A 20673-nucleotide genomic window follows, 5' to 3' on the forward strand; every position below is an offset into this window, starting at 1 on the left:
ATCACTTCCTCGATCCCCGCAGCACGGAGTTGCCCTCGAACGTCTCGCCGGTCGGTGTGGAGTGCTCGATCGGGTCGAGCAGCAACCTGCCGCTCTGCCCGTAGAACTCGACCGGGTTGCTCCACAGCACGTTGTCCACATCGGACTCGGAGTAGCCCGCCTCCAACATCGCCTCACCGGTGCGGTAGGTCTTCAGCGGGTCCGAACGGCCCCAGTCGGCCGCGGAGTTCACCAGCATCCGGTCGGTGCCGTACTCGCGCAGGATGGCGACCATGCGCCGCTCGTCCATCTTGGTGTCGGGGTAGATCGAGAAACCCATCCAGCAGCCGGAGTCCGCGACGAGCCCTACGGTCACCTCGTTGAGATGGTCGACGACGACCAGTTCCGGCGCGATCCCCGACTCGGCGACGACGTCGAGCGTTCGCTTGGTACCTGCCAGCTTGTCCCGGTGCGGGGTGTGTACCAGCACCGGCAGCTCGTGCTCCACCGCCAGCGAGAGCTGGTATGCGAACGCCTTCTCCTCCGCTTCGGTCATCGAGTCGTAGCCGACCTCGCCGACGGCCACCACGCCGTCCTTGGCCAGGTAGCGCGGCAGCACGTCCAGCACGCCCGCGCAGCGCGGGTCGTTGGCCTCCTTGGGGTTGAGGGCCATCGTGCAGTGGTGCCGGATACCGAACTGCGCGGCGCGGAACCGCTCCCAGCCGATCAGGCCGTCGAAGTAGTCGGTGAACGAACCCACATTGGTGCGCGGCTGGCCGAGCCAGAACGCGGGTTCCACGAGCGCGCGCACCCCTGCCGCGTACATCGCCTCGTAGTCGTCGGTGGTACGCGAGGTCATGTGGATGTGTGGGTCGAAGATCCTCATCGAACCTCCTGCAGTATCGCTTCGGCGTCGGAGGGCACGGTCCGGCCCGCCGCCTTTCGCTCGGCCACGTAGTCGGCCACCATCCGGATCAGTTCGGCGTCGGTACGGTCGGCCAGCCCCGCGACGGCGGCCGTAGGTACGCCGACGAACAGGCACTTCAACACGCCGTGCCGCCAGGAATGGTCGTCAAGGTGCGCCGCGGCGAACGGCCCGAGTGCCGCCGCGACGAGTCCGGTGTCGTTGGCCCGCAGCGCGTCGGCGACCAGGCCGGCGCCGGTGTCGGCGATCTCGTCCGGCAGCAGGTGAAGTCCGCGTAGCACACCCCTTCGCTCGGCGCCGTCGCCGTAGCGATACAGCTCGGCCACCTCCTTGGCGAGGTCCTGCGGCGGCAGCGAGTCGGCCAGCGCGGCCAGCAGCCTTCCGCGCCCACGGTCGTCCACCGTGCCGTACACCAGACCGCCGGGATCGACCTCCGGCCGCAGCGCCGCCCTGCCCACCTTGCGCCCCACGGCGGGAAACAGCGTGCGGATCCTGACTGGGTCGGCGCGCACGGCGCGCTCGGCGTCGGCAAGCCAGTCGGCCGCGCGCAGCGCCTTCAGGCCGCGCCGCGCGACATCCGGGGCGGCATGGCTGTGGCGCGGCAACTCGACGGCGGCCAGACCGCGGTAGCCGACCTCGGCCAGCGCCGCGAGCGTGCCGGTCAGGTCGAGCTCACCCTCGCCGAACTCGAGATGCTCGTGCACGCCGGTTCGCATGTCGTCCAGCTGGACGTTGAACAGCACGTCCGCGACCCTGCGCACGCATTCCGCCGCGCTCACCGGCTCAACCGCGACGCAGTGCCCCACGTCGAGGGTGATGCCGAGCCGCCGCGGCGAGTCCAGCTCCGCGCGCAGCCGCAACGCCTGCTCCACATGCTGTACGAAGTGACCGGGCTCGGGTTCCAGCGCAAGCCGCACGCTCGTGTCGTCCAGCACGTCGCTGATGCCGTCCAGTAACCGTTGCCACGCCGTCGCCTCGTCCACATCGGACGGCTTGACGCCGGACCAGAACGAGACGCATTCGGCGCCAAGGTCCTCTGCGATCGCCGCGGCGCGGCGCAGGAAATCGAGCCGGGGGGCAGGCTCGTCCGAAAGCAGGGTGGGCTGGTGCTTGTGCCAGGGATCGAGCAGGAACCGGGCACCGGTCTCCACCACGACACCGAGGCCGAGCTCGCCGAGGCGGGTGGCGACGCGGCGGGTCTGTCGCGCCACGTCTTCGGCGAACGGGTCGAGGTGAGCGTGATCGAGGGTGAGCGCCACCCCCGAGTAGCCGAGGTCGGCGATGACGGCGAGCGCGTCGTCCAGCCGGTGGTTGGCGAAGCCGTTGCTGCCGTAGCCAAATCGCAGTGTGCTCATGTCGGGCTCACCTTCCGCACCAGGCGCCGCGCCAGCGGCACCGCCCCGGCGAGCAGCGCCGCCGCGCGCACCGCGCCGTGCCGGGCGGCCAGGCTTGCCTGCAACGGCACCATCCCCTGGATTCCGGCGACCGTCGCCGCCCGCACCCGCGCGGCCGAGGAGGACTCCAGCGCGCGGTACTGCGCCGTGCCGACGACGGCCGCGTATCCGGCACCGAAGGCCAGCGACGCCACCCGGTGCGCGCCTCGGGAGGCGCGACCGTACAGCGCGAGCCCGGTCGACACCGCGGTTCCGGCGAGCGCGGCGCCCGCGGTGCGCGGCGAACCGCCGTGCACCTCGCCGCCGGACAGCGCCGTCACACCCATGGTGTGCACCGCGAGCGCCGCGGCGGCCGGTGCGGCTTCCCGCCACCGGCCGCCAGCGCCCAGCAGCACGTCAAGCGCCCGGCACGCCGACATGCCGCATGGTCCCAGTGGTGTTCCCTTCAACACCGTGTCGTAGGCCCACACCGACGCGGCCAGCGGCACCGCCACGCGCAGCGAGCGCTGACCACCGCCGAGGCACGCGAGCCCGAGCCCGGCGGCGGTCAGCACACCCCCGGTGCGCAGTGCTGCTCGCGCGCTCACCCTGCCGGACGGGATCGGTCGCTCCGGCCGCTCGACGGCGTCAAGCTCGCGGTCCGCCCAGTCGTTGACAGACATCCCCGCCCAGTAAAACGCCATGGAGGCCAGCGGAAGTGCCCAGCGCCTGCCACGGAGCCGCTGCCCCGCGGCGGCCGAGCCAGCCACGGTGTCGCCGACAGCGGTCAGCGCGGCGGGAGCGCGCACGAGTTCGTACAGATCGGGCGCCTTCACAGTGAGCCCGCCCATTCGGCCAGCATGGCGAACTGCTCGGCCAGCCGGTGCTCATCGGTGCCGAGCGGGTCCTTGAAGAAGAACGCCAGCGGGGCGAGCGGGCCGGACTCGCCGTTGGCGTGCGCCGCTGCCATGAACCGAGCCAGGTCCAGCACCAGCGGTGCCGCGAGTGCCGAGTCGTAGCCGCTCCAGGTGAACTGCAGGCTCATCCTCACGCCGAGGAAGCCCTCGAACGAAACGTGGTCCCAGGCGACCTTCTGTTCTCCGAGGTCGGGCACATTGTCGATGTGCAGCGGCGCGGTCACCTCGCCACCGAGCAGTGTCGCGAGCCCCCTGCCCTTGGATGCCAGCTTGCTGCCCGCGTGCTCGGCGTCGGCGAGGGTCAGCCCGTCTCCGCCGCCTAGCAGGTTGGTGCCCGCCCAGGAGCGCACGGCCAGTGCCCGCGTCGCGAACATCGGCGCGAGCGCGCTGCGTACCAGTGTCTCTCCGGTCTTGCCGTCGCAGCCTGCGTAGGGCAGGTCGCTCAGCCCTGCCAGTTCCCGCAGCCCGGGAAGCCGGATACCCGTCGATGGCGTGAAGTCGACATACGGACAACCGGCGCGCAGCGCGGCGTAGGCGGACACCGAACTTGGCGGCAGCACCGTCCGGCCGGGCACAGCCATCGCGGCTTCCAGCGCTTTCAGTGTGGCGTGCTCGGGCAGGGACGGGAACACCGGCTCGGTCGACGACACGCTCAACACGACGACGCGAGCGAGCCCGTTGCGTTGCGCGAACTCGGCGAGGTCGTCGGACAGCCGCCTCGCCGCGTCAGCCTGTGAGCCGGCATGGGTGGCCGGGTGGTAACCGCAACGAATCTCGGTATCCACTTCGGACAGCCCGGTACGAACAGCCTCGAACACGGCCGGTGGGATCACACCGGATTCGGCGAGCAGTTCGGCCCGCTTCTCCAGCGGGGTGTCCACGATGTCGTGCCCGCCGAGGTGGATCTCGTCCCAGTCCGGCAGGCCGGCGTGCTCGAATGTGGGCAGCGCGCTGACACAGCCGACCGGCCTGATCACCTTTGCCCGCAGCGCGAGCAGTCCTGAGATCGCCGTCGTGGCGACCGAACCTCGAGCACCGATCAACCACAAACCTGTGGGTGCCATAGTGCAACAACCTCAGCTCTTTGTTCTTCGCGAGTACGCGCGCGACACGGTCACGCCAGGCTCGACCTTCTCACCGTCACGGCTTCGCCGCGCGCTGCGACGCGCCCCGGTCCGTCATCACCTCCTTCCCCGCCCAGGCGCGGGGAAGATCTCCTTGATCTGGATGTCACGGAACGACACGTCGTCGGCCTCGCCGTGGTTCTGGATGCCCACGTAGCCGCGGGTGAGGTCGCGAGCGGGGTCGGTGTTCACGAAGTCATTGATCAACGCGCCGTTGAGGTAGACCTTGATGCGCTGCCCGATGACCACGATCTTGTAGGAGTTCCACTCGCCGGGCGGGTTCAGCGCGGCGTCACGGGCCTCTAGGTCGGCCGACTGGAAGCCGTAGATGGCGCCCGTGGTCTTCTCCGGCGCGTCGGTGGCGTCGATCTGGATCTCGTAGCCGTTGTTCACCGCCACCCAGGGGTCGTCACCCGGATCGGGGAACCCGACGAATATGCCGGAGTTGTCGTCGCCAGCCAGCTTCCAGTCCAGCTTGAGGCTGTATCCGCCGAACTTCTGGTCGAACCAGTACAGCCCCATGCCGCCGACCGAGCGGATGGAACAGTCCGGCTGTAGCTCGAACGATCCCGGGCCTGCCTGGTTCCAGCTTCGCAAGCTGTGCCTGGTGCCGTCGAAGAGCATCCGGTAACCCTGATCCGGTTGCACGGGGTCACACTCGACCGGCTCGGTGGAGCAGTCCCCGTCGGCCAGCCCCGTCGCGTACCGGATGCCGCCGGCCAGGTGGGTACGGAAAGCCTGCTCGCCGTAGGACTGTTCGGTGTGGCCGCCGCCGGTGTACCAGGCACGACCGCCCGCGTTCTCGTGGCACCACGCGATCGGGTGATCGTCGCCCATCGCGCCGGAACCCGCGTCGTAGCTGCTCTCGTCGAGCGAGGCCAGCACGTGCACATCGCCGCGCGGGTTGTCGCGGAAGTTGTACCACTCGTCGGTGCGGACCCACTGCTTCGGCAGGTCGGACGTGGAGGGATGCCGCTGGTCCTCCACGTTCACCGTGGCCTGCTGAATCTGCGGGTGTGAGTCGAAGTACGCGCCGACGAGGTCGCCGTAGAAGGGCCAGTCGTACTCGGTGTCGGAGGCGGCATGAACCCCGACGTACCCGCCGCCGGCTTCGACGTAGCGCTCGAACGCCGCCTGCTGCTCGGCGTTCAGTACGTCTCCGGTGGTGGAGAGCCACACCACCGCGTCGTAGGAGGCGAGGTTGGAGTCGGTGAACGCGGCCGAGTCCTCCGTGGCGTCCACCTCGAAGCCGTACTCGGCCCCGAGTTCTTCGATCGTCGCGATACCCGTCGGGATCGATGCATGCCGGTAGCCCGCCGTCTTGGAGAACACCAACACACTGGCGTCCTCCTCGGCCTGGGCGGCGGCGAGCCCGCCACCGCCCAGCCCCGTGCACACGGCGAGTGCCACCGCGGCGATTCGCCTGCCGAGGCGCGCGGACCGGCGTTGTGTTCTGGTACTACTGCTGCGCTGCACTTGTACCTTCTCCCGTCGAACCGGTGGAACTCCTCGTCTTGCCGTTCAGTGCTTGTCTCTGCTTGTCTCTGCTTGTCTGCTCGTTCCTCGCTGTCGCCCTCAGACCTGCTTCCAGCGGGAGCCGTCCGCGGCACTGTCCGCCACGGCCTGCAGTACCCGCTGCACCCGCAGCCCCTCGGCGAAGTCGGGCTGAGGCCGCTCGCCCACGCCGATGGCCGTCAGCAGATCCGCCACCTCGTGGGTGAACGTGTGCTCGTAACCGAGCACATGGCCGGGCGGCCACCACGCACCGAGATAGGGGTGCTCTGGTTCGGTCACCACGATCCGGCGGAAACCCGCGGTGTCTGGCGACTCGCCACCGTCGTAGAACCACAGCTCGTTCATCGACTCGAAGTCGAACGCCAGACTGCCCAGCGAGCCGTTGACCTCCAGCCGCATCGCGTTCTTCCTGCCGAGCGCGTAGCGCGTCGCCTCGAAGGTCGCGACCGCACCACGGGAGAAGCGCCCGGTGAACAACGCGCAGTCGTCCACCGTCACTTCCTCCTCGCCCCCGGAGCCGGACGGGCGCCGACGCACGAAGGTGTCCGTCAGCCCGGAGACGCCGACCAACTGCTCGCCTGTGACGAACTGGGCGGCGTCCACGATGTGAGCGCCGATGTCGCCGAGGGCCCCCGAACCCGCCCGCTCCTTACGCAACCGCCAGGTCATCGGCGAGGTCGCGTCGGAAAGCCAGTCCTGCAGGTACACCGCTCGGACATGCCGCAGGTCGCCGAGCCTGCCCGCCGCGACAAGCCGCCGCGCCAGCGACAGCGCTGGCACCCGCCGGTAGTTGAACGCGACCATCGACCACACCCCACGCTCGGCCGCGCGCTCGGCCGCCCGCACCATCCGCTCGGCCTCCTCGACGCTGTTGGCCAAGGGCTTCTCGCACAGCACGTGCTTGCCAGCCTCCAGCGCGGCCACCGCGATCTCGGCGTGGGTGTCGCCTGGCGTGCAGATGTCGACGAGTCGCACGTCGTCGCGTTCCAGCAGGGCACGCCAGTCCGTCTCCACCGAGGCCCAACCGAACCGCTCGGCCGCCTCCTTGGCCCTGCGTTCGTCCCTTCCTCCCAGCGCCACCATTCGCGGTGCGATCGGGAGGTCGAAGAATCTGGCCACATTGCGCCACGCCTGCGAGTGCACCGCCCCCATGAAGGCGTGCCCGATCATGGCGACTCCCAGTGTGTCGCCCCCCGGCTCCGTTCCTTGCTGCGTCACGAGTCGAACCCGACGTCCATGTAGTTGTCCACGTTCTCCTTCGTCACGACCGCCGAATAGGTCGTCACCTCGGCGGGAATCTCGTGCTCCGCCAGGTCGCCGAGTCCCTTCGACTGGCCGAGTAGCCGCGCGAGCGCGATGGCGGAGGAGGCCATCGACGGGCTGTAGAGCACGGTGGCTTTCAGCGGCCCGGAGTCGGCCTTGATCAGCTCCATCATGTTCCGCGAACCGGCACCGCCGACCATGAGGAAGTCGTCGCGGCCGGAAGCGTCGATGGCCGCGACCACGCCGACTCCCTGGTCGTCGTCGTGGTTCCACAGCGCGTGCAGCGTCTGCGCGCCCTGCAACAGGTTCGCCGTCTGCCGCTCGCCCGACTCGGGGGTGAACTCGGCGGCGACCCTGGGGCCGACGCGGAAACCGTGCCGCCGCAACGCGTCCCGGAAACCCTTGCTGCGCTCCTGGGTCAGCGGTAGCGAGTCGATACCTGCCACCTCGCCGATCACCGGGTTGTTCACGTTCCGCCGCTTGAGTTGTTCAGCGATGTAGTTGCCCGCGTTGACCCCCATGCGGTAGTTGTCGCCCCCGATCCAGGTCCGGTAGGCCAGCGGAGTGTCGAAGACCCTGTCCACGTTGATCACCGGGATGTCCTGGTCCATCGCCTGCCGCCCGACCTGCGTGAGCGCCTTGCCGTCGAACGGCAGGATCACCAGCACGTCCACTCCGCCGTTGATCAACGACTCCACCTGTGCGATCTGCTGGTTGACGTCGTTGGTGCCCTCCGTGGCGTTGAGGGTGACGTCGGAGTACTGCTCGGCCATGGAGCGCGCGTTGATGGTGACCGCCGCCATCCAGCCGTGGTCGGCGGCGGGCGCGGAGAACCCGATGGTCACCGGCTTGCCCGGCTCGGCGTTGGAGCCCTGCCCCGCGGCGGCCGCCTGGCCCTGGTTCTGCGGCTCTCGCTCGTTGGAGGTGCAGCCGGCGAGCACCGCGCCCGCACCGATCCCCGCCGCGGAGAACAGAAAACCGCGGCGCGCCAAATTCGTTCTGATCATGATTTGCTCCCGCTCGGTTGGGTTGCGGTGTTGGACGAATCCGGTTCGGACGAAGGTCTTGGCTTACCTTTTCGACTGCGGGCGGTGTGCTGCAGCAACACGGCGGCGACGATGATGGCACCCTTCGCGATGTTCTGGATGTCGGTGTCCAGGTTGTTCTGGGTGAAGATGCTGTTGAGGACCGTGAAGATCAGTACGCCGATGAGCGTGCCGATGAGACTGCCCCTGCCACCGGCAAGCAGCGTGCCGCCGATGACCACCGCGGCGATGGCGTCGAGTTCGTAGAACAATCCGTTGGTCGAGGCACCCGACGTCGTCCTTGCCACGATCATGATCGCGGCGATGCCGCAGCACAGTCCGCTGATGCCGTAGACGAGCGCGGTGTGCAGCTTGACGTTGATGCCGGACAGTCGTGCCGCTTCGGCGTTTCCACCGATGGCGAAGGTGCGCCTGCCGAACGTGGTGCGGTTGAGCACCACCCAGCCAACGACGAACACCAGCGCCAGCATCCACACGAGTACCGAGATGCCGAGGAAGGAGCCGCGGAAGAAGTCGGTGAAGCCGGTCTCGGTGACGACCTGCGTCTGCCTGCCGCTGATCCGTTCGGCGAGTCCACGCGCGGACGCCATCATCGCCAGCGTCATGATGAACGGGACCACCTTGCCGTAGGAGATCAGCAGCCCGTTCACCAGCCCGCAGCCCATTCCCACCAGCACCGCGCACAGCACCATCACCACGGGCCCGTAGGACTGTGTCGCCAGCGTCGTCATCCACACGCTCGCGAGCGCCACGATCGAGCCGACCGAAAGGTCGATGCCGCCCGCGATGATCACGAATGTCATGCCGACGCTGACGACCCCGATCGCGGCGGCCAGCCGCAGCATCGTGGAGATGTTCCCCTCGGTGAGAAACGTACCGGGGCTGCTGAACAAACCGATGAGGCAAAGCAACACCAGCACGCCTGCGAGCCCGAGCAGCCGCACATCCAACTGCCACGAGCGGTGTCGCGCGCCTGCGCCCGCCGGGCGTACCGGGGGGCGGTCGAGGGCCTTGGTCACGCCGCGCTCCCTTCCATGACCATGTCGAGAATCTCGGCTTCGGTGATCTCCTCGGCGAGCCGGTCGGTGAGCACGTCGCCCTCCCGCAGCACGAGCACACGGTCGGCGAGGCCGAGCACCTCGGGAATCTCGCTGGAGACGAGCACGATGGCGACGCCTTCCGCCGCGAGTTCGTGGATGAGCCGGTACAACTCGGCCCTGGCGCCCACGTCGACGCCCCTTGTCGGCTCGTCCAGCAGCAGCACGCGGCAGCCGTGCACCAGCCAGCGCGCGACCACGGCCTTCTGCTGGTTCCCGCCGGAGAGGGTGCGCACGATCCGCTTCGGATCGGCAGGGCGCAGGTCGAGCCGCAGCAGCGTGGACCTGGAGTCGGCATTCTCCCTCGAACGCTGCGAGAAGCCGAACCTGCTGTAGTCCGCGAGACTGGCGAGCGTCACATTGTGGGTGACCGACATGTCCAGCAGCAGCGCCTGGCTCTTGCGTTCCTCCGGCGCCAGCCCCACACCTGCCCGCACGGCGGCGGCGACACTGCCCGGCCGCAGCCGGGAACCGGCCACCGACACGGTGCCCGCGTCCGGCTTGCGTGCCCCGAAGATCGTCTCGAGTATCTCGCTGCGCCCGGCTCCCACCAGACCGGCGAGGCCGACGATCTCTCCCGCGTGAACCGTGAAGCTGACGTCGCGGAACTCGCCGTGCCTGCTCAGTCCGTCAACGTCGAGCACCACATCGCCGAGCTCGACCTTCGCCTGCCCCGCCTCGCGGAACGCGGTCTGCACCTTGCGGCCCGCCATGAGGTCGACGAGCTCGGAGGTGGCCGCCGAGCGCGCGTCGAGGTTGGCCGCGACGGTCTTGCCGTCCTTGATGACGGTGACCCGGTCGCCGATGCGGCGGATCTCCTCCAGCCGATGCGATATGTAGACCACGGCGACGCCCTCGTCGGTGAGTTCACCGATGATGCGGAAGAGGTTGTCGACCTCATCGCTGGCGAGTGCCGCGGTCGGCTCGTCTGCGATGATCAGCTTGGCGTCGTGGGCCAGCGCCCTCGCCATCGACACCAGCTGCTGCCCGGCGGCGGAGAGATCACCGACCTCCGCATCCGGCGAGATCTCGGCGTGGCCGAGCCGGTCGAGCAACGCCTCGGCCTCCGCCCTTGCCACCGAGGGCCGGGTGAAGCCGTACCTCGCGCGCTCGTGACCGAGGAAGATGTTCTCCGCCACCGACAGCGTCGGGATGAGGTCCAGTTCCTGGTACATGGTGGCGATTCCGCGGTTGAGGGCCGCCACCGGCGACGGCAGCTCCACGCGCTCGCCCTGCCAAAGGATCTGCCCCGCGTCGGGCTGGTGTGCCCCGGCGAGCGTCTTGATCAGGGTGGACTTACCCGCACCGTTCTGCCCCAGCAGGCAGTGCACCTCGCCGGCACCTACCTCCAGATCGACGCCGTCCAGCGCCCGTACCCCTGGGAAGAGTTTGACGATGTCACGCATCACGAGCAGGGGCGCGCCGCTCACATCGTCGTTCGTCGCGTGCAGACTTAAATCCACATCAGCCCCACTTTCTCCTGTGACATGCAAAAGTAAGGTGACGACGACCACGCGTCAAGGTCGAGTTTCCGGCTGTGACTACAACGCCATCTACCGTGCCGTCTGCTACGCCACCTGTAACACCACGCCGACGGCGCGGTTCACCAGCGAAATGTCATATGGCGGAACGCGGGCCACAGCTCCTGCCAGGAGCCCCTGCGGCCCTCACAGAGCCAGATCGGCGCACCCTGGTTGAGGTTGTTCACCCGATGCCCGTTGTCGATGCTGGCGATGCGTCGCACGCTGGCGAAGTGCTCCAGCAGCTTCTCGCGGTCGGCGCCGACGAACAGGGTGTAGCCGGCGTTTTCGGTGCTTGCCGTGCCGTCGTCGGGGGGACCGAAGTACCAGAATCCCCTGCCACCACTGTGGGGCTGTGGCAGCCGCGGCTCGAACTGCTCGATCGCAGAGGCCTGCCAGTAGGTCTCGGTCACGATCGTGGTGTCGGCACGAATGGCGGGTGGCAGCGAGTCGTAGGCTTCGGCGACGTTGCGGGCCATCTCCGGCCAGCCGAACTCCTCCAACTCCATGTTCATCGGGCTGTACGGCTCGTCGGCGTAGGCGGAGATGGGCTTCACCGGCAGCCAACTCACCGCCACCGCGGCCGAGACGGCGTAGGCGGCGACAAGAGCGGGCCGCCAGCGCGCGGGTAGCAGGTGGTCAAGCCGCACCGCCGACGCCGCGAAGCACAACGCGAACATGCCACCCACGTAGTAGGGCCTGCCCGCGCTGAGCCAGAACACCGCCGTCACGCCGAGCACGGTGACACCGAGAAATCGGTAGGGGCGAAGCTCCGGCGAACGCAGCAGCCACCACACCCCCAGCACGACGAGCACGGCACCGACCCCGATCCCGGCCTGCTCCAAAGCCATCGGCAGGAAGGTGACCCGGCCACCCGCGTAGGCGACCTCCTGGGCGACGATCTCGTTCATCTCCAGTTGCGGCCAGCCGTTGGCCGCCTGCCACGCCCAGGTAGGTACGCAGGCAAGCACCGCGACGGCCGCGCCGACCCACAACAGCGGTCTGCGCAGCAACTCCGTCGGCCCGCACAGCAGCACGGAAAGCGCCACCATCAGCCAAAAGACCGGGATCAGGAACTTCGCCTGCAAATCAACGGCCGTCACGAGTCCGGCGGCGAGCAACAGCCGGTCGTCGCGCAGCCGGACCCACCGCACGAGCAGCCAACCGACGACCGTCCAGAGGAAGGCGTCCAGCATGTGTGTAGCGAGAATGTGCCCCGCACCGGCGAGCAGGAACGGCGAGCAGGCGTAAGCCCCCGCGGCCATTGTCTGCGCCCGCGCACCACCGCCGAATTCACGCGCCGTCAGCGCGGCGACGACGATCCCTAGGCCGGTGAACAGGATCGCGGGCAGCCGCAGCCCCACAACCGAGTTCGGGAACAACCCGTCCATGACCCGTGCCAGCAGCGGCAGCAGCGGAGGCTGATCGGCATAGCCCCAGGACAGGTGCCTGCCTGCCGCGACGAAGTACAGCTCGTCACCGTGGTAGCCGTAGCGGTTGCTGAATGCGAACAGCACAGCCATCGCCGCACCCGCGATGAGGAACACGGGTAGCCGAGCCAGCCGGTGTTCCACCATGCGGGTGACTCTAGGTCACGGCATCGAGACCATCGAGCCCCGCCCGCGAGTCCCCCGCTCCCGCCCGCGAGTTCTGCACTCTCGTCCGCGAGTCCCCCGTTCCCGCCCGCGAGTCCCCCGCTCAGGGCTCGGCGGCAACACTCAGGCCAGCGTGATCCGCAGCGTGAGCAGGTGCGTGCCGAACTTGCGCACCATTCGCACGTGCCGTGCGTCGTCGAAGGTGTCCAGCCGCGCCTGCGGATCGTCCCCGTCCATCACCTCGGCCCTACCGCTGTGCCATCGGCCGCGCAACCGCACCCGCACGTCCGGGTTGGCCTCCAGGTTGCGCACGTACCCCGCGTACCTGCCCTGCTCTGCGACGATCCACAACGTGCCGTTCTCCTCGCGCACACCTACGACCGTCCGGCGGCGCCTGCCGGTTCGCCGCCCCACCGTCTCCACAATGGCGTGCCCGGGAACCAAACCAAGAAACACACCGAGCTTCGTTGGTGGGTTGATCAGGTATTTCTGCACCAACCGCACCTTGCGGCGCTTATCGTGATCACTCATCAGCCCATCATGCTCGATTTCCGGCACGGGAAGGGGGAACTCGCGGGCGGGAACGGGGGACTCGCGGGCAGGAGCGGGCAACTCGCGGGCGGGAGCGGGCAACTCGCGGGCGGGAAGGGGGAACTCGCGGGCGGGAACGGGGGACTCGCGGGCGGGTCACATGTTGATCATGTGGCCTGCCAGGCCGTGAATCGCTTCCTTCACGGCTTCGCCGAGGGTCGGGTGCGCGTGGACGTTGCGGGCGACCTCGTGCACCGTCAGGTCCCACTGCTGGGCAAGCGTCAGCTCGGGCAGCAACTCGGTCACCTCGGGGCCGATCAGGTGGCCGCCGAGCAGCTCGCCGTACTTGCCATCGCTGATGATCTTGGCGAAGCCAACGGTGTCGGCGAGACCGTGTGCCTTGCCGTTGGCCGAGAACGGGAACTTCGCCACCCGCACGTCGTGGCCGGCCGCGCGCGCCTGCTCCTCCGTCAGCCCGAAGCTGGCGATCTGCGGCTGGCAGTAGGTGGCCCTCGGGATCATGCGGTAGTCGAGTTCCATGGTCTCCGCGTCCGCGATAGTCTCCGCCGCTACGATGCCCATCGACTCCGCGGCGTGGGCGAGCATCAGTTTCGCCGTGACGTCCCCGATCGCGAAGATGTGCGGAACGCTCGTGCGGCAGCGACCGTCCACTTCGATAGCTCCGCGATCGGTGAGCCGAACACCGGTGTTCTCAAGCCCATAACCGTCCACATTGGGTTGGAAACCCATGGCCTGCAGCACCTTGTCGGCTTCGATGGTCTGCTGCCCGTCCGGCCCGGACACGGTGACCCGGACCTTCTCGCCGCTGTCGTCGATGGCTTCCACCCGCGTCGAGGTGTACACGTCGATACCCAGCCTGCGGTAGCGCCTCGCGAGTTCGGCCGAAACCTCCTCGTCCTCAGCCGGCACCACGCGGTCGAGGAACTCCACGATCTTCACCTTGGCGCCGTAGTTGTGCAGCACGTAGGCGAACTCCACGCCGATCGCACCGGCACCGCAGATCACGATGCTTTCCGGCAGCTCGGAGGCCAGGATCTGCTCCTCGTAGGTCACCACGCGTTCGGTCACGGCCGTGCCCGGTAGCAGCTTCGGCGTCGCGCCGGTGGCGATGATGCAGTGGTCGAAGGTCACCTCGTCGGTCTCGCCGTCAGCGCGGCTCACCGCCATGGATTTGTCCGATGTGAACGCTCCCCTGCCTTCGTACTGGGTGATGGCGTTCTTCTTCATCAGGTAGTGCACACCCTTGACACGCCCGTCGGCCACCTTGCGGCTGCGCTGGAACGCGGCGAGGTAGTCGAAGGTCACCTCGCCGTCGACCTGGATGCCGAAGGTCCGCACCTCCTTGGTGAACAGGTGTGCGAGCTCGGCGTTACGAAGCAACGCCTTCGACGGGATACACCCGACGTTGAGGCACACCCCGCCCCAGTAGCGCTCCTCGATGATGGCGGTGTCGTAACCGAGTTGGGCCGCGCGGACCGCGGCGGTGTACCCGCCGGGGCCAGCACCCAGCACCACAACGTCGAAGTGTTCGCTCATGGTCGCGATTATGCCCGCACCAGCTCTGGCGGCGGGTCCTGGTCGCGCACCATCGCGAGCAGTGTGGTGATCGCTGCCATGATCCGGTCGGTAGCCTCCCGCAACTGGGTCGCGGTGGGCCGTTCACCCGCGAGGTCGGACAACTCCACCGGCGGGCCGGCCGTAAGGTGGATGGTTGGGCGGGGAATCACCCGCGGCATCCGCGCGCCAGGGGGAAGCAGCCTCCGCGTTCCCCAGCACACCAGCGGAACGACTGGAACACCCGTGGTCAGTGCCAATCTGGCCAGGCCGGTCTTGCCCCGCATCGGCCAGCCGTCGGCGCGTTCGGTGAACGTCCCCTCAGGGAACACCGCCACGCACTCACCCGAGCGCACGGCGGCCACCCCGTCCCGGTAGGCGTCGAGCACACTGGTCCTGCCCCGATGCACGGGAATGTGGCGGCCGGAGACCATCACCGACCGGATCAGCGGCACCTTCCATAACCCCGCCTTGGCGAAGAACCGAGGAACCCGTCCCGCAGCCAGGCAGAACAGCGTGACCAGCGGTGGATCGGCGAACGAGACGTGGTTGCTGGCCACGAGTACGCCGCCCTGCCTTGGCAGGTGGCCCAGCCCGCTGAGACGCCATCGGGTCGTAACCGCCAGCAGAGCAGCCACGACCTCGATGGCGATCCCGAACCACAGACCTCGCCCTCGACGCGGGAACCGGCGGATCGTGCTCAGCGGTCGGAGTCGGCCTCCACCGGCCACCCGGCGTACTCCCGGACGAGCCGCTGCGCCCTGATCAGGCCCGGCAGTTCCGCCGGGTCCAGCTCGCCCAGTTCGGCGTGGTGCTGTGCCTCTACCAGTTTCGTCAGCAGACCGACGACATCGACCGTCGAGTGCTGGGTCACGGTCATCCCCTTCCTTCCCGTTCAGGCGACGCGCTCCAGCACCACAACGGGAATGTCCCTTTCGGTCTTCTTCTGATAGTCGTCATAAGGGGGCCAGACCTGGGTCATGGTCGGCCACAACCGGGCCTTCTCCTCGGCTCCGGCCGTGCGCGCACGGGCGCGGAACTTGTCCGCACGCACCTGCACCTCCACGTCCGGGTCGCGCGACAGGTTCTTGTACCAACCGGGGTGGTCGTCGGCGCCGCCCTTCGATGCGACGACGATGTAGTCACCCTCGTGTTCCTGGTAGATGAGCGCGAACTTGTGTGGCTTGCCCGTCCTTCGGCCCTTGGTGGTAAGGATCAACACGGGCGCACCGTTCTCCCAGTCATGGCCGACCTCCCCATCCGTCTCCTCGTAACGGCGCACGTGCTCGTCGCCGAAAAGCATCAAGCCACCCCCTGTGAAACGGTTACCAACGGCTTCAACCTTACGCCCGGCCGGCGAGCACATCGGCCAGCAACTCCGGGTCCACATTCCCGCCGGAGATCACAGCCACGGTGCGGCCGGCTGGCAGCTCATCGGCCCGATACAGGTAGGCCGCCAGCGCCACCGCACCGCTGGGCTCGGCCACCAGGCGCGCCTTGCGGGCGAGCACGGCCATCGCCGAGCGGATCTGTTCCTCGCTGACGGTGGTGATGCCGTCCAGCACCTGCCGAAGGTGCGCAAAGGTGAGTTCGGAGGGCTGTGAGCGAAGGCCGTCGGCGATGGTGCGTGCCCTGCGTTGCACCGGCCAGTCCACCAGGGCCCCAGTCCGCAGGCTCTCAACGGTGTCCGCTGCCAGCTCTGGTTCCACCGCGATCACCTTCGCGCCGGGACACAGTGCCTTCACCGCCGTGCCGATTCCGGAGGCGAGTCCGCCTCCGGACACCGGCACCAGCACCACGTCGACGCCAGCCAGGTCGGCCGCGATCTCCGCGCCGATAGTGCCCTGCCCCGCGATGACATCCGGGTGGTCGAAAGGGGGAACGAGTACGGCGCCGCGGTCGGCGACGATCTCATTGGCGGCGGCCTCGCGTTGCCCGATCGGCACCAGAACCACCTCGGCGCCGTACTCCCGCGTGTTGTCGATCTTTACTTGCGGCGTCACCTCGGGCATGACGATGGTGGCTTCGACACCGAACGCGCGGGCCGCATAGGCGACGGCCTGCGCGTGGTTGCCACTGGAGTACGTCACGACACCCCGTCGCCGCAGACGTTCGTCCAGGCGTGCGATCGCGTTGTACGCGCCACGCAGCTTGAACGCGCCGATGGGTTGCAGCGACTCTGGCTTCAGCCACAGCGGCCGGTCGGAGGCCGCCCACGGCGCGGGCAACAGCGGGGTGCGCACGACCGCGCCCTCGATGCGCTCGGCGGCGGCTCGGATGTCGTCGATGGTCACTAGTTCCACATCCCGGAGTCTGCCCCACCGGCGGCGCCGTTCGCGAACGAGAATCACGTCCGCTGTGGATGACCGCGAACGTGGGCAGGCATCTCTACAGTGGAACAGGCGTCACCGCGAATGGGCCTTACGGGCCAGTGGTCTGCCACCGAGGCGAGACGCGAATGCGCCGATCAGAGGTTCGACCTCGGCTGTTGCCGGGTAGTACTCTTGACACGGTCACTCCCTGTGGAGGCCACATGGTCCACGAAGATGCCTTGGACCGGCTGCTCCGGGCATGGCGGGAGGATATCGACAGCGAGCCGTTCCCCGTCATCACCGATGTGGTGCTGCCGCGGCAGCGACGCCGGCAAGTAGGCAATGACGAGAATCACACCGGCCGCGGTGGGCGGCCTCGGGACAACCACACATCCTCGCCGCGGTAAGCGGCACAGCCGCCAGTACCTCTACCTAGGTGGAACTCGGAGTAGGGTGGCCGTCGTGACGACGAAGCTTGCCGACTACCTCAGCATCGGTCAGGTCGCCGAGCGCAGCGGCGTGCCACACACCACGTTGCGGTTCTACGAGGAGCGCGGCCTGATCACCTCCGAGCGGTCGGCGGGTAACCAGCGGCGCTACCGGCGCGCCGTGCTGCGCCGGATCGCGTTCATCCGCGCGGCGCAGCGGGTTGGACTCAGCCTTGAGCAGATCGGCGAGGCGCTAGCCGAACTACCCCGCGACCACGCCCCGACGAAGGCCGACTGGGCAAGGCTGTCCCGCAACTGGCGTGCGGAGCTCGACGCCCGCATCGACGCGCTGCAGCGCCTGCGTGACCAGCTCACCGGTTGCGTGGGCTGCGGCTGCCTTTCGCTACGTACCTGCGGCCTGCACAACGTCGACGACAGGCTCGCGGGCTTCGGGCCGGGCGCACCGCTACTGAAGCCCGCCACCGAGGGCGGCATCTGACAGCGGCGCCCACCTCACACGCGGCGTTTCGGTCGGCCGAGCATTCGCCTGCCCACCTCGAACAGATGCGAGCGCAACGTGTCGTCGTCGAGGTCCTCGTGGTCGGCGGCACCCCCGGTCAGCGCCAGCCCGGCGAGTATCACGTGCACGGTGATGACGCCCGCGAGGTCGGGGTCGGGTCCCGCCAGCAGCGCCACCATCCTGGTCTTGAAGTTCTGGGCGCCGCGCAGCGACCTGTCGATGGCCCGTGCCACGCCGGGGTCTGTGTTGAACAGCGCGACCAGCGCCCGATGCCGCACGATCAGGTCAACGAACCCGGCGAGCGCGTGGTCGATCTGGGCTCCCCTTGATCGTTGCGCGGCAGCCTCGTCAAGGATCTGTTCCAGCTCCCGTAACGCGGGCGCGGCGACGGCCTCGGTGATCTCACCTTTGGTCTTGAAGTGGTAGTAGACGGCAGCCTTCGTCACGCCGAGTTCGTCGGCGATCATCTGCAATGACGTACCACCCACGCCGTGCTCGCTGAACAGTCGCACCGCCGTGGCCAGTAACCGTGACTTCGTGTCCTCGGCGACGGTGCCGACGGTCATTGAAGCCATTCAAGCCTCCTCACCGAACAGCGGCGACAGTACGCGCAGACCCTTCTCTCGCCAAGCATGCACTTGTCGATCGGCAAGTGGACCATAGTGTTCGGCCGATCACATCACTAGCCGGTCGGCTTGGACGAAGCTAGCCGATCGGCTAGCTTTCTCGTTGAACACATTCGTCCGCCCGCACCGAAACGGAGCCTGGCGTGGCCACCTTCCTGTCCCGTCTCGGCCGGTTCTCCTTCCAGCGCCGCTGGCTGGTCACCGGCATCTGGGTCGTCCTTCTCGCGGCGTTCGGCGTCGGCGCACTCACGCTGTCAGGGCAGACCACCAACTCGGTGGCCATCCCGGGCACCGAATCACAGCGGGCGATCGAACAGTTGAAGCAGAAGTTCCCCGAAGCCGGGGTGGGAGGAGCCACCGCCCGCGTCGTGATGGCGGCGCCGGAGGGCGAGAAGCTGGACCCCGCGACCGTCGCCGAGGTCGTTGACGGCCTGCGCGCCGCGCCGAAGGTCGCAGGCGTCACCGACCCGTTCCAGGCACGGATGGTGTCGCCGGACGGCAGGATCGCGCTGGCCCAGGCGACCTACCAGGTGAAGAACTTCGAGCTGACCGAATCCGACCGTGAGGCGCTGCTCTCGGCCGCTGACCCGGGCAGGGCCGAGGGCCTGACGGTGGAGTTCGGCGGCGACGCGATGCAGCCGATGCCGCAGACCCAGCCGACCGAAGGCATCGGCGTCGCCGTCGCCGCGGTGGTGCTCATCATGACATTCGGCTCGCTGCTCGCCGCTGGCCTGCCGCTGCTGACCGCGCTCATCGGCATCGGGATCGGCATGGCGGGCATCACCGCCGCGTCCGGCTTCCTGGAACTGAACTCCAACACGCCGGTGCTCGCACTCATGATCGGGCTCGCCGTCGGCATTGACTACGCGCTGTTCATCCTCTCCCGGTACCGCCACGAGTTGCGGCAGGGACGTGAACCGGCCGACGCCGCCGCCCTCGCCGTCGGCACTGCGGGTTCGGCGGTCGTCTTCGCGGGCCTGACGGTGATCATCGCGCTGGCGGGCCTCACCATCGTCGGTATCCCGGTGCTCGGCGAGATGGGGGTCGCCGCGTCGGTGACCGTCGCGGTCGCGGTGCTGATCGCTCTCACCCTGCTGCCCGCCGTCCTCGGCTTCGTTCGCACGAAGGTGCTGGGCGGGCGAATCCCCGGGCTGCGGGGCGGGCACGGCAGCGGACCGACACTGGGTGAGCGCTGGGCGGCCTTCGTCGCGCGCCGCCGCGGCATCGTTCTCATCCTCTCGGTGGCTGGGCTCGCCGTGCTGGCCATCCCCGCCACGGACATGCGACTGGGGCTTCCCAACGACAGCACCGCGCCTGCGGACTCCACGCAGCACAAGGCCTACAACCTGATCAGCGAGGGTTTCGGCCCCGGGTCCAACGGTCCGCTCATCGTCATGGTGGAGGCGCAGACCGATCCCAGGGCCGCCGTGGGCGCCGCGGCCAGGCGGATCAGCGCGCTCGATGACGTCGCTGCCGTGATGCCGCCCCGCTTCAACGCCACGGGCGACACCGCACTGCTGAACGTGGTGCCCAGGAGCGGCCCGAGCAGCGCCGAAACCGAGCAGCTCGTCACCGACATCCGCGCCGAGGGCCAGGCGCTTAACGACCGGACCGGCGCGACCGTGTCCGTCACCGGTTACACCGCGCTGAACATCGACGTCTCCCGCAAGATGGCCGACGCTTTGCTGCCCTACCTTTCGCTGATCGTGGGCCTGGCGTTCATCCTGCTCATGCTGGTCTTCCGCTCCGTGGTGGTGCCGTTGAAGGCGGCCGTGGGCTTCCTCGGTTCGGTGGCCGCCACCTTTGGCGCCGTCGTCGCGGTGTTCCAGTGGGGCTGGCTCGGTGACCTGCTCGGTGTGGAGTCGACCGGCCCGGTGATGAGCATGCTGCCCATCCTGCTCATCGGCGTGCTGTTCGGCCTCGCGATGGACTACCAGGTGTTCCTGGTGACGCGGATGCGTGAGGAGCATGTCCACGGCGCCACACCCGACAAGGCGATGGTCATCGGCTTCAAGCACGGCTCGCGTGTGGTGGTCGCCGCGGCACTCATCATGATCAGTGTGTTCGCCGGGTTCGTGCTCGCCAAGGAGACACTGATCCAGTCGGTCGGCTTCGCGCTGGCGTTCGGAGTCGCCATGGACGCCTTCGTGGTACGGATGACCATCGTGCCCGCGGTGATGTCACTGCTGGGCAAGCGGGCGTGGTGGCTGCCGCGCTGGCTGGACCGCGTGCTGCCGAGGGTGGACGTCGAGGGCGAGCGGCTCGCCGCGAAGCCCCCGGAGGGTGGGCACGGCACCAACCGCGCGCTGGAGCCGGTGTAACGGGTC

At 68.5% G+C, this 20673-nt stretch carries 18 protein-coding genes and 1 pseudogene; 2 read left to right on the plus strand and 17 right to left on the minus strand.

The window, feature by feature from the left end; translation table 11 throughout:
• Position 1: 1 nt before the first annotated feature.
• The 16 genes and pseudogenes from FHU38_RS18655 to FHU38_RS18730 all read right to left on the minus strand — a co-directional run bounded on the left by FHU38_RS18655 (position 2) and on the right by FHU38_RS18730 (position 16763).
• Positions 2-865: a TatD family hydrolase gene (locus FHU38_RS18655; protein WP_167173189.1), complete on the minus strand. Its 864-nt coding sequence runs from the start codon at positions 863-865 to the stop codon at positions 2-4.
• Complete coding sequence (locus FHU38_RS18660; protein WP_167173191.1) at positions 862-2259, minus strand: EboA domain-containing protein; 1398 nt, start codon at positions 2257-2259, stop codon at positions 862-864. The genes FHU38_RS18655 and FHU38_RS18660 overlap by 4 nt, the downstream gene beginning before the upstream one ends.
• Complete coding sequence (locus FHU38_RS18665; protein ID WP_167173193.1) at positions 2256-3128, minus strand: SCO3242 family prenyltransferase; 873 nt, start codon at positions 3126-3128, stop codon at positions 2256-2258. Before FHU38_RS18665 ends, FHU38_RS18660 begins: the two co-directional genes overlap by 4 nt.
• Complete coding sequence (locus FHU38_RS18670) at positions 3110-4258, minus strand: inositol-3-phosphate synthase (RefSeq protein WP_167173195.1); 1149 nt, start codon at positions 4256-4258, stop codon at positions 3110-3112. The genes FHU38_RS18665 and FHU38_RS18670 overlap by 19 nt, the downstream gene beginning before the upstream one ends.
• A gap of 147 nt (positions 4259-4405) precedes the next feature.
• Positions 4406-5794 (minus strand): annotated as a pseudogene (locus tag FHU38_RS18675) (ThuA domain-containing protein); the annotation flags it as partial.
• A gap of 99 nt (positions 5795-5893) precedes the next feature.
• Positions 5894-7003 carry a Gfo/Idh/MocA family protein gene (locus tag FHU38_RS18680; RefSeq protein ID WP_208416690.1) on the minus strand — a complete coding sequence of 370 codons (1110 nt, stop codon included), beginning with the start codon at positions 7001-7003 and terminating at the stop codon, positions 5894-5896.
• A gap of 44 nt (positions 7004-7047) precedes the next feature.
• The gene (locus FHU38_RS18685; protein ID WP_167173201.1) at positions 7048-8103 is read right to left on the minus strand and encodes a substrate-binding domain-containing protein; all 1056 of its coding nucleotides are present in this window, start codon (positions 8101-8103) and stop codon (positions 7048-7050) included.
• Complete coding sequence (locus FHU38_RS18690) at positions 8100-9161, minus strand: ABC transporter permease (RefSeq protein ID WP_167173203.1); 1062 nt, start codon at positions 9159-9161, stop codon at positions 8100-8102. The genes FHU38_RS18685 and FHU38_RS18690 overlap by 4 nt, the downstream gene beginning before the upstream one ends.
• Positions 9158-10645, minus strand: a complete 1488-nt coding sequence (locus FHU38_RS18695; protein ID WP_167176271.1) for a sugar ABC transporter ATP-binding protein — start codon at positions 10643-10645, stop codon at positions 9158-9160. Before FHU38_RS18695 ends, FHU38_RS18690 begins: the two co-directional genes overlap by 4 nt.
• 197 nt (positions 10646-10842) lie before the next feature.
• On the minus strand, positions 10843-12336 hold the full coding sequence (locus FHU38_RS18700; protein WP_167173205.1) for an ArnT family glycosyltransferase: 1494 nt from the start codon (positions 12334-12336) through the stop codon (positions 10843-10845).
• Positions 12337-12477: 141 nt separating this feature from the next.
• The gene (locus FHU38_RS18705; RefSeq protein WP_167173207.1) at positions 12478-12885 is read right to left on the minus strand and encodes a nitroreductase/quinone reductase family protein; all 408 of its coding nucleotides are present in this window, start codon (positions 12883-12885) and stop codon (positions 12478-12480) included.
• Between the two features lie 156 nt (positions 12886-13041).
• Entirely contained in the window at positions 13042-14442 is a 1401-nt protein-coding gene (lpdA, locus tag FHU38_RS18710) for a dihydrolipoyl dehydrogenase (protein ID WP_167173209.1), read from the minus strand.
• Positions 14443-14450: 8 nt separating this feature from the next.
• Positions 14451-15155 carry a lysophospholipid acyltransferase family protein gene (locus FHU38_RS18715; protein ID WP_313886880.1) on the minus strand — a complete coding sequence of 235 codons (705 nt, stop codon included), beginning with the start codon at positions 15153-15155 and terminating at the stop codon, positions 14451-14453.
• A 5-nt stretch (positions 15156-15160) separates the two neighbouring features.
• A complete protein-coding gene (locus FHU38_RS18720) occupies positions 15161-15340 on the minus strand; it encodes a hypothetical protein (RefSeq protein ID WP_167173212.1) in 180 nt (59 codons plus the stop codon).
• Between the two features lie 15 nt (positions 15341-15355).
• Positions 15356-15763 carry a nitroreductase family deazaflavin-dependent oxidoreductase gene (locus FHU38_RS18725; RefSeq protein ID WP_167173214.1) on the minus strand — a complete coding sequence of 136 codons (408 nt, stop codon included), beginning with the start codon at positions 15761-15763 and terminating at the stop codon, positions 15356-15358.
• 40 nt (positions 15764-15803) lie between these two features.
• Positions 15804-16763 carry a threonine ammonia-lyase gene (locus tag FHU38_RS18730; protein WP_167173216.1) on the minus strand — a complete coding sequence of 320 codons (960 nt, stop codon included), beginning with the start codon at positions 16761-16763 and terminating at the stop codon, positions 15804-15806.
• A gap of 471 nt (positions 16764-17234) precedes the next feature.
• Between FHU38_RS18730 and soxR the strand changes: the two genes are divergently transcribed.
• Positions 17235-17699 carry a redox-sensitive transcriptional activator SoxR gene (soxR, locus tag FHU38_RS18735; RefSeq protein ID WP_167173218.1) on the plus strand — a complete coding sequence of 155 codons (465 nt, stop codon included), beginning with the start codon at positions 17235-17237 and terminating at the stop codon, positions 17697-17699.
• A 14-nt stretch (positions 17700-17713) separates the two neighbouring features.
• Here the strand turns inward: soxR and FHU38_RS18740 are convergent, their stop codons facing one another.
• Positions 17714-18286: a TetR/AcrR family transcriptional regulator gene (locus FHU38_RS18740; RefSeq protein ID WP_167176277.1), complete on the minus strand. Its 573-nt coding sequence runs from the start codon at positions 18284-18286 to the stop codon at positions 17714-17716.
• Between the two features lie 203 nt (positions 18287-18489).
• On the opposite strand from FHU38_RS18740, the gene FHU38_RS18745 reads away from it, so the two are divergent.
• A complete protein-coding gene (locus FHU38_RS18745) occupies positions 18490-20667 on the plus strand; it encodes an MMPL family transporter (protein ID WP_167173220.1) in 2178 nt (725 codons plus the stop codon).
• The last annotated feature ends 6 nt before the right edge of the window (positions 20668-20673 follow it).

The sequence above is a fragment of the Saccharomonospora amisosensis genome, assembly GCF_011761185.1.
Taxonomy (GTDB): domain Bacteria; phylum Actinomycetota; class Actinomycetes; order Mycobacteriales; family Pseudonocardiaceae; genus Saccharomonospora_A; species Saccharomonospora_A amisosensis.

Coding starts and splice junctions, on each gene's coding strand:
- FHU38_RS18695 (WP_167176271.1), bottom strand. CDS start 10,645: ATGCGTGACATCGTCAAACTCTTCCCAGGGGTACGGGCGCTGGACGGC.
- FHU38_RS18700 (WP_167173205.1), bottom strand. CDS start 12,336: ATGGTGGAACACCGGCTGGCTCGGCTACCCGTGTTCCTCATCGCGGGT.
- FHU38_RS18725 (WP_167173214.1), bottom strand. CDS start 15,763: ATGCTTTTCGGCGACGAGCACGTGCGCCGTTACGAGGAGACGGATGGG.
- FHU38_RS18655 (WP_167173189.1), bottom strand. CDS start 865: ATGAGGATCTTCGACCCACACATCCACATGACCTCGCGTACCACCGAC.
- FHU38_RS18740 (WP_167176277.1), bottom strand. CDS start 18,286: ATGACCGTCGGCACCGTCGCCGAGGACACGAAGTCACGGTTACTGGCC.
- lpdA (WP_167173209.1), bottom strand. CDS start 14,442: ATGAGCGAACACTTCGACGTTGTGGTGCTGGGTGCTGGCCCCGGCGGG.
- FHU38_RS18705 (WP_167173207.1), bottom strand. CDS start 12,885: ATGAGTGATCACGATAAGCGCCGCAAGGTGCGGTTGGTGCAGAAATAC.
- FHU38_RS18665 (WP_167173193.1), bottom strand. CDS start 3,128: ATGGGCGGGCTCACTGTGAAGGCGCCCGATCTGTACGAACTCGTGCGC.
- FHU38_RS18720 (WP_167173212.1), bottom strand. CDS start 15,340: ATGACCGTGACCCAGCACTCGACGGTCGATGTCGTCGGTCTGCTGACG.
- FHU38_RS18670 (WP_167173195.1), bottom strand. CDS start 4,258: ATGGCACCCACAGGTTTGTGGTTGATCGGTGCTCGAGGTTCGGTCGCC.
- FHU38_RS18680 (WP_208416690.1), bottom strand. CDS start 7,003: ATGATCGGGCACGCCTTCATGGGGGCGGTGCACTCGCAGGCGTGGCGC.
- FHU38_RS18685 (WP_167173201.1), bottom strand. CDS start 8,103: ATGATCAGAACGAATTTGGCGCGCCGCGGTTTTCTGTTCTCCGCGGCG.
- FHU38_RS18660 (WP_167173191.1), bottom strand. CDS start 2,259: ATGAGCACACTGCGATTTGGCTACGGCAGCAACGGCTTCGCCAACCAC.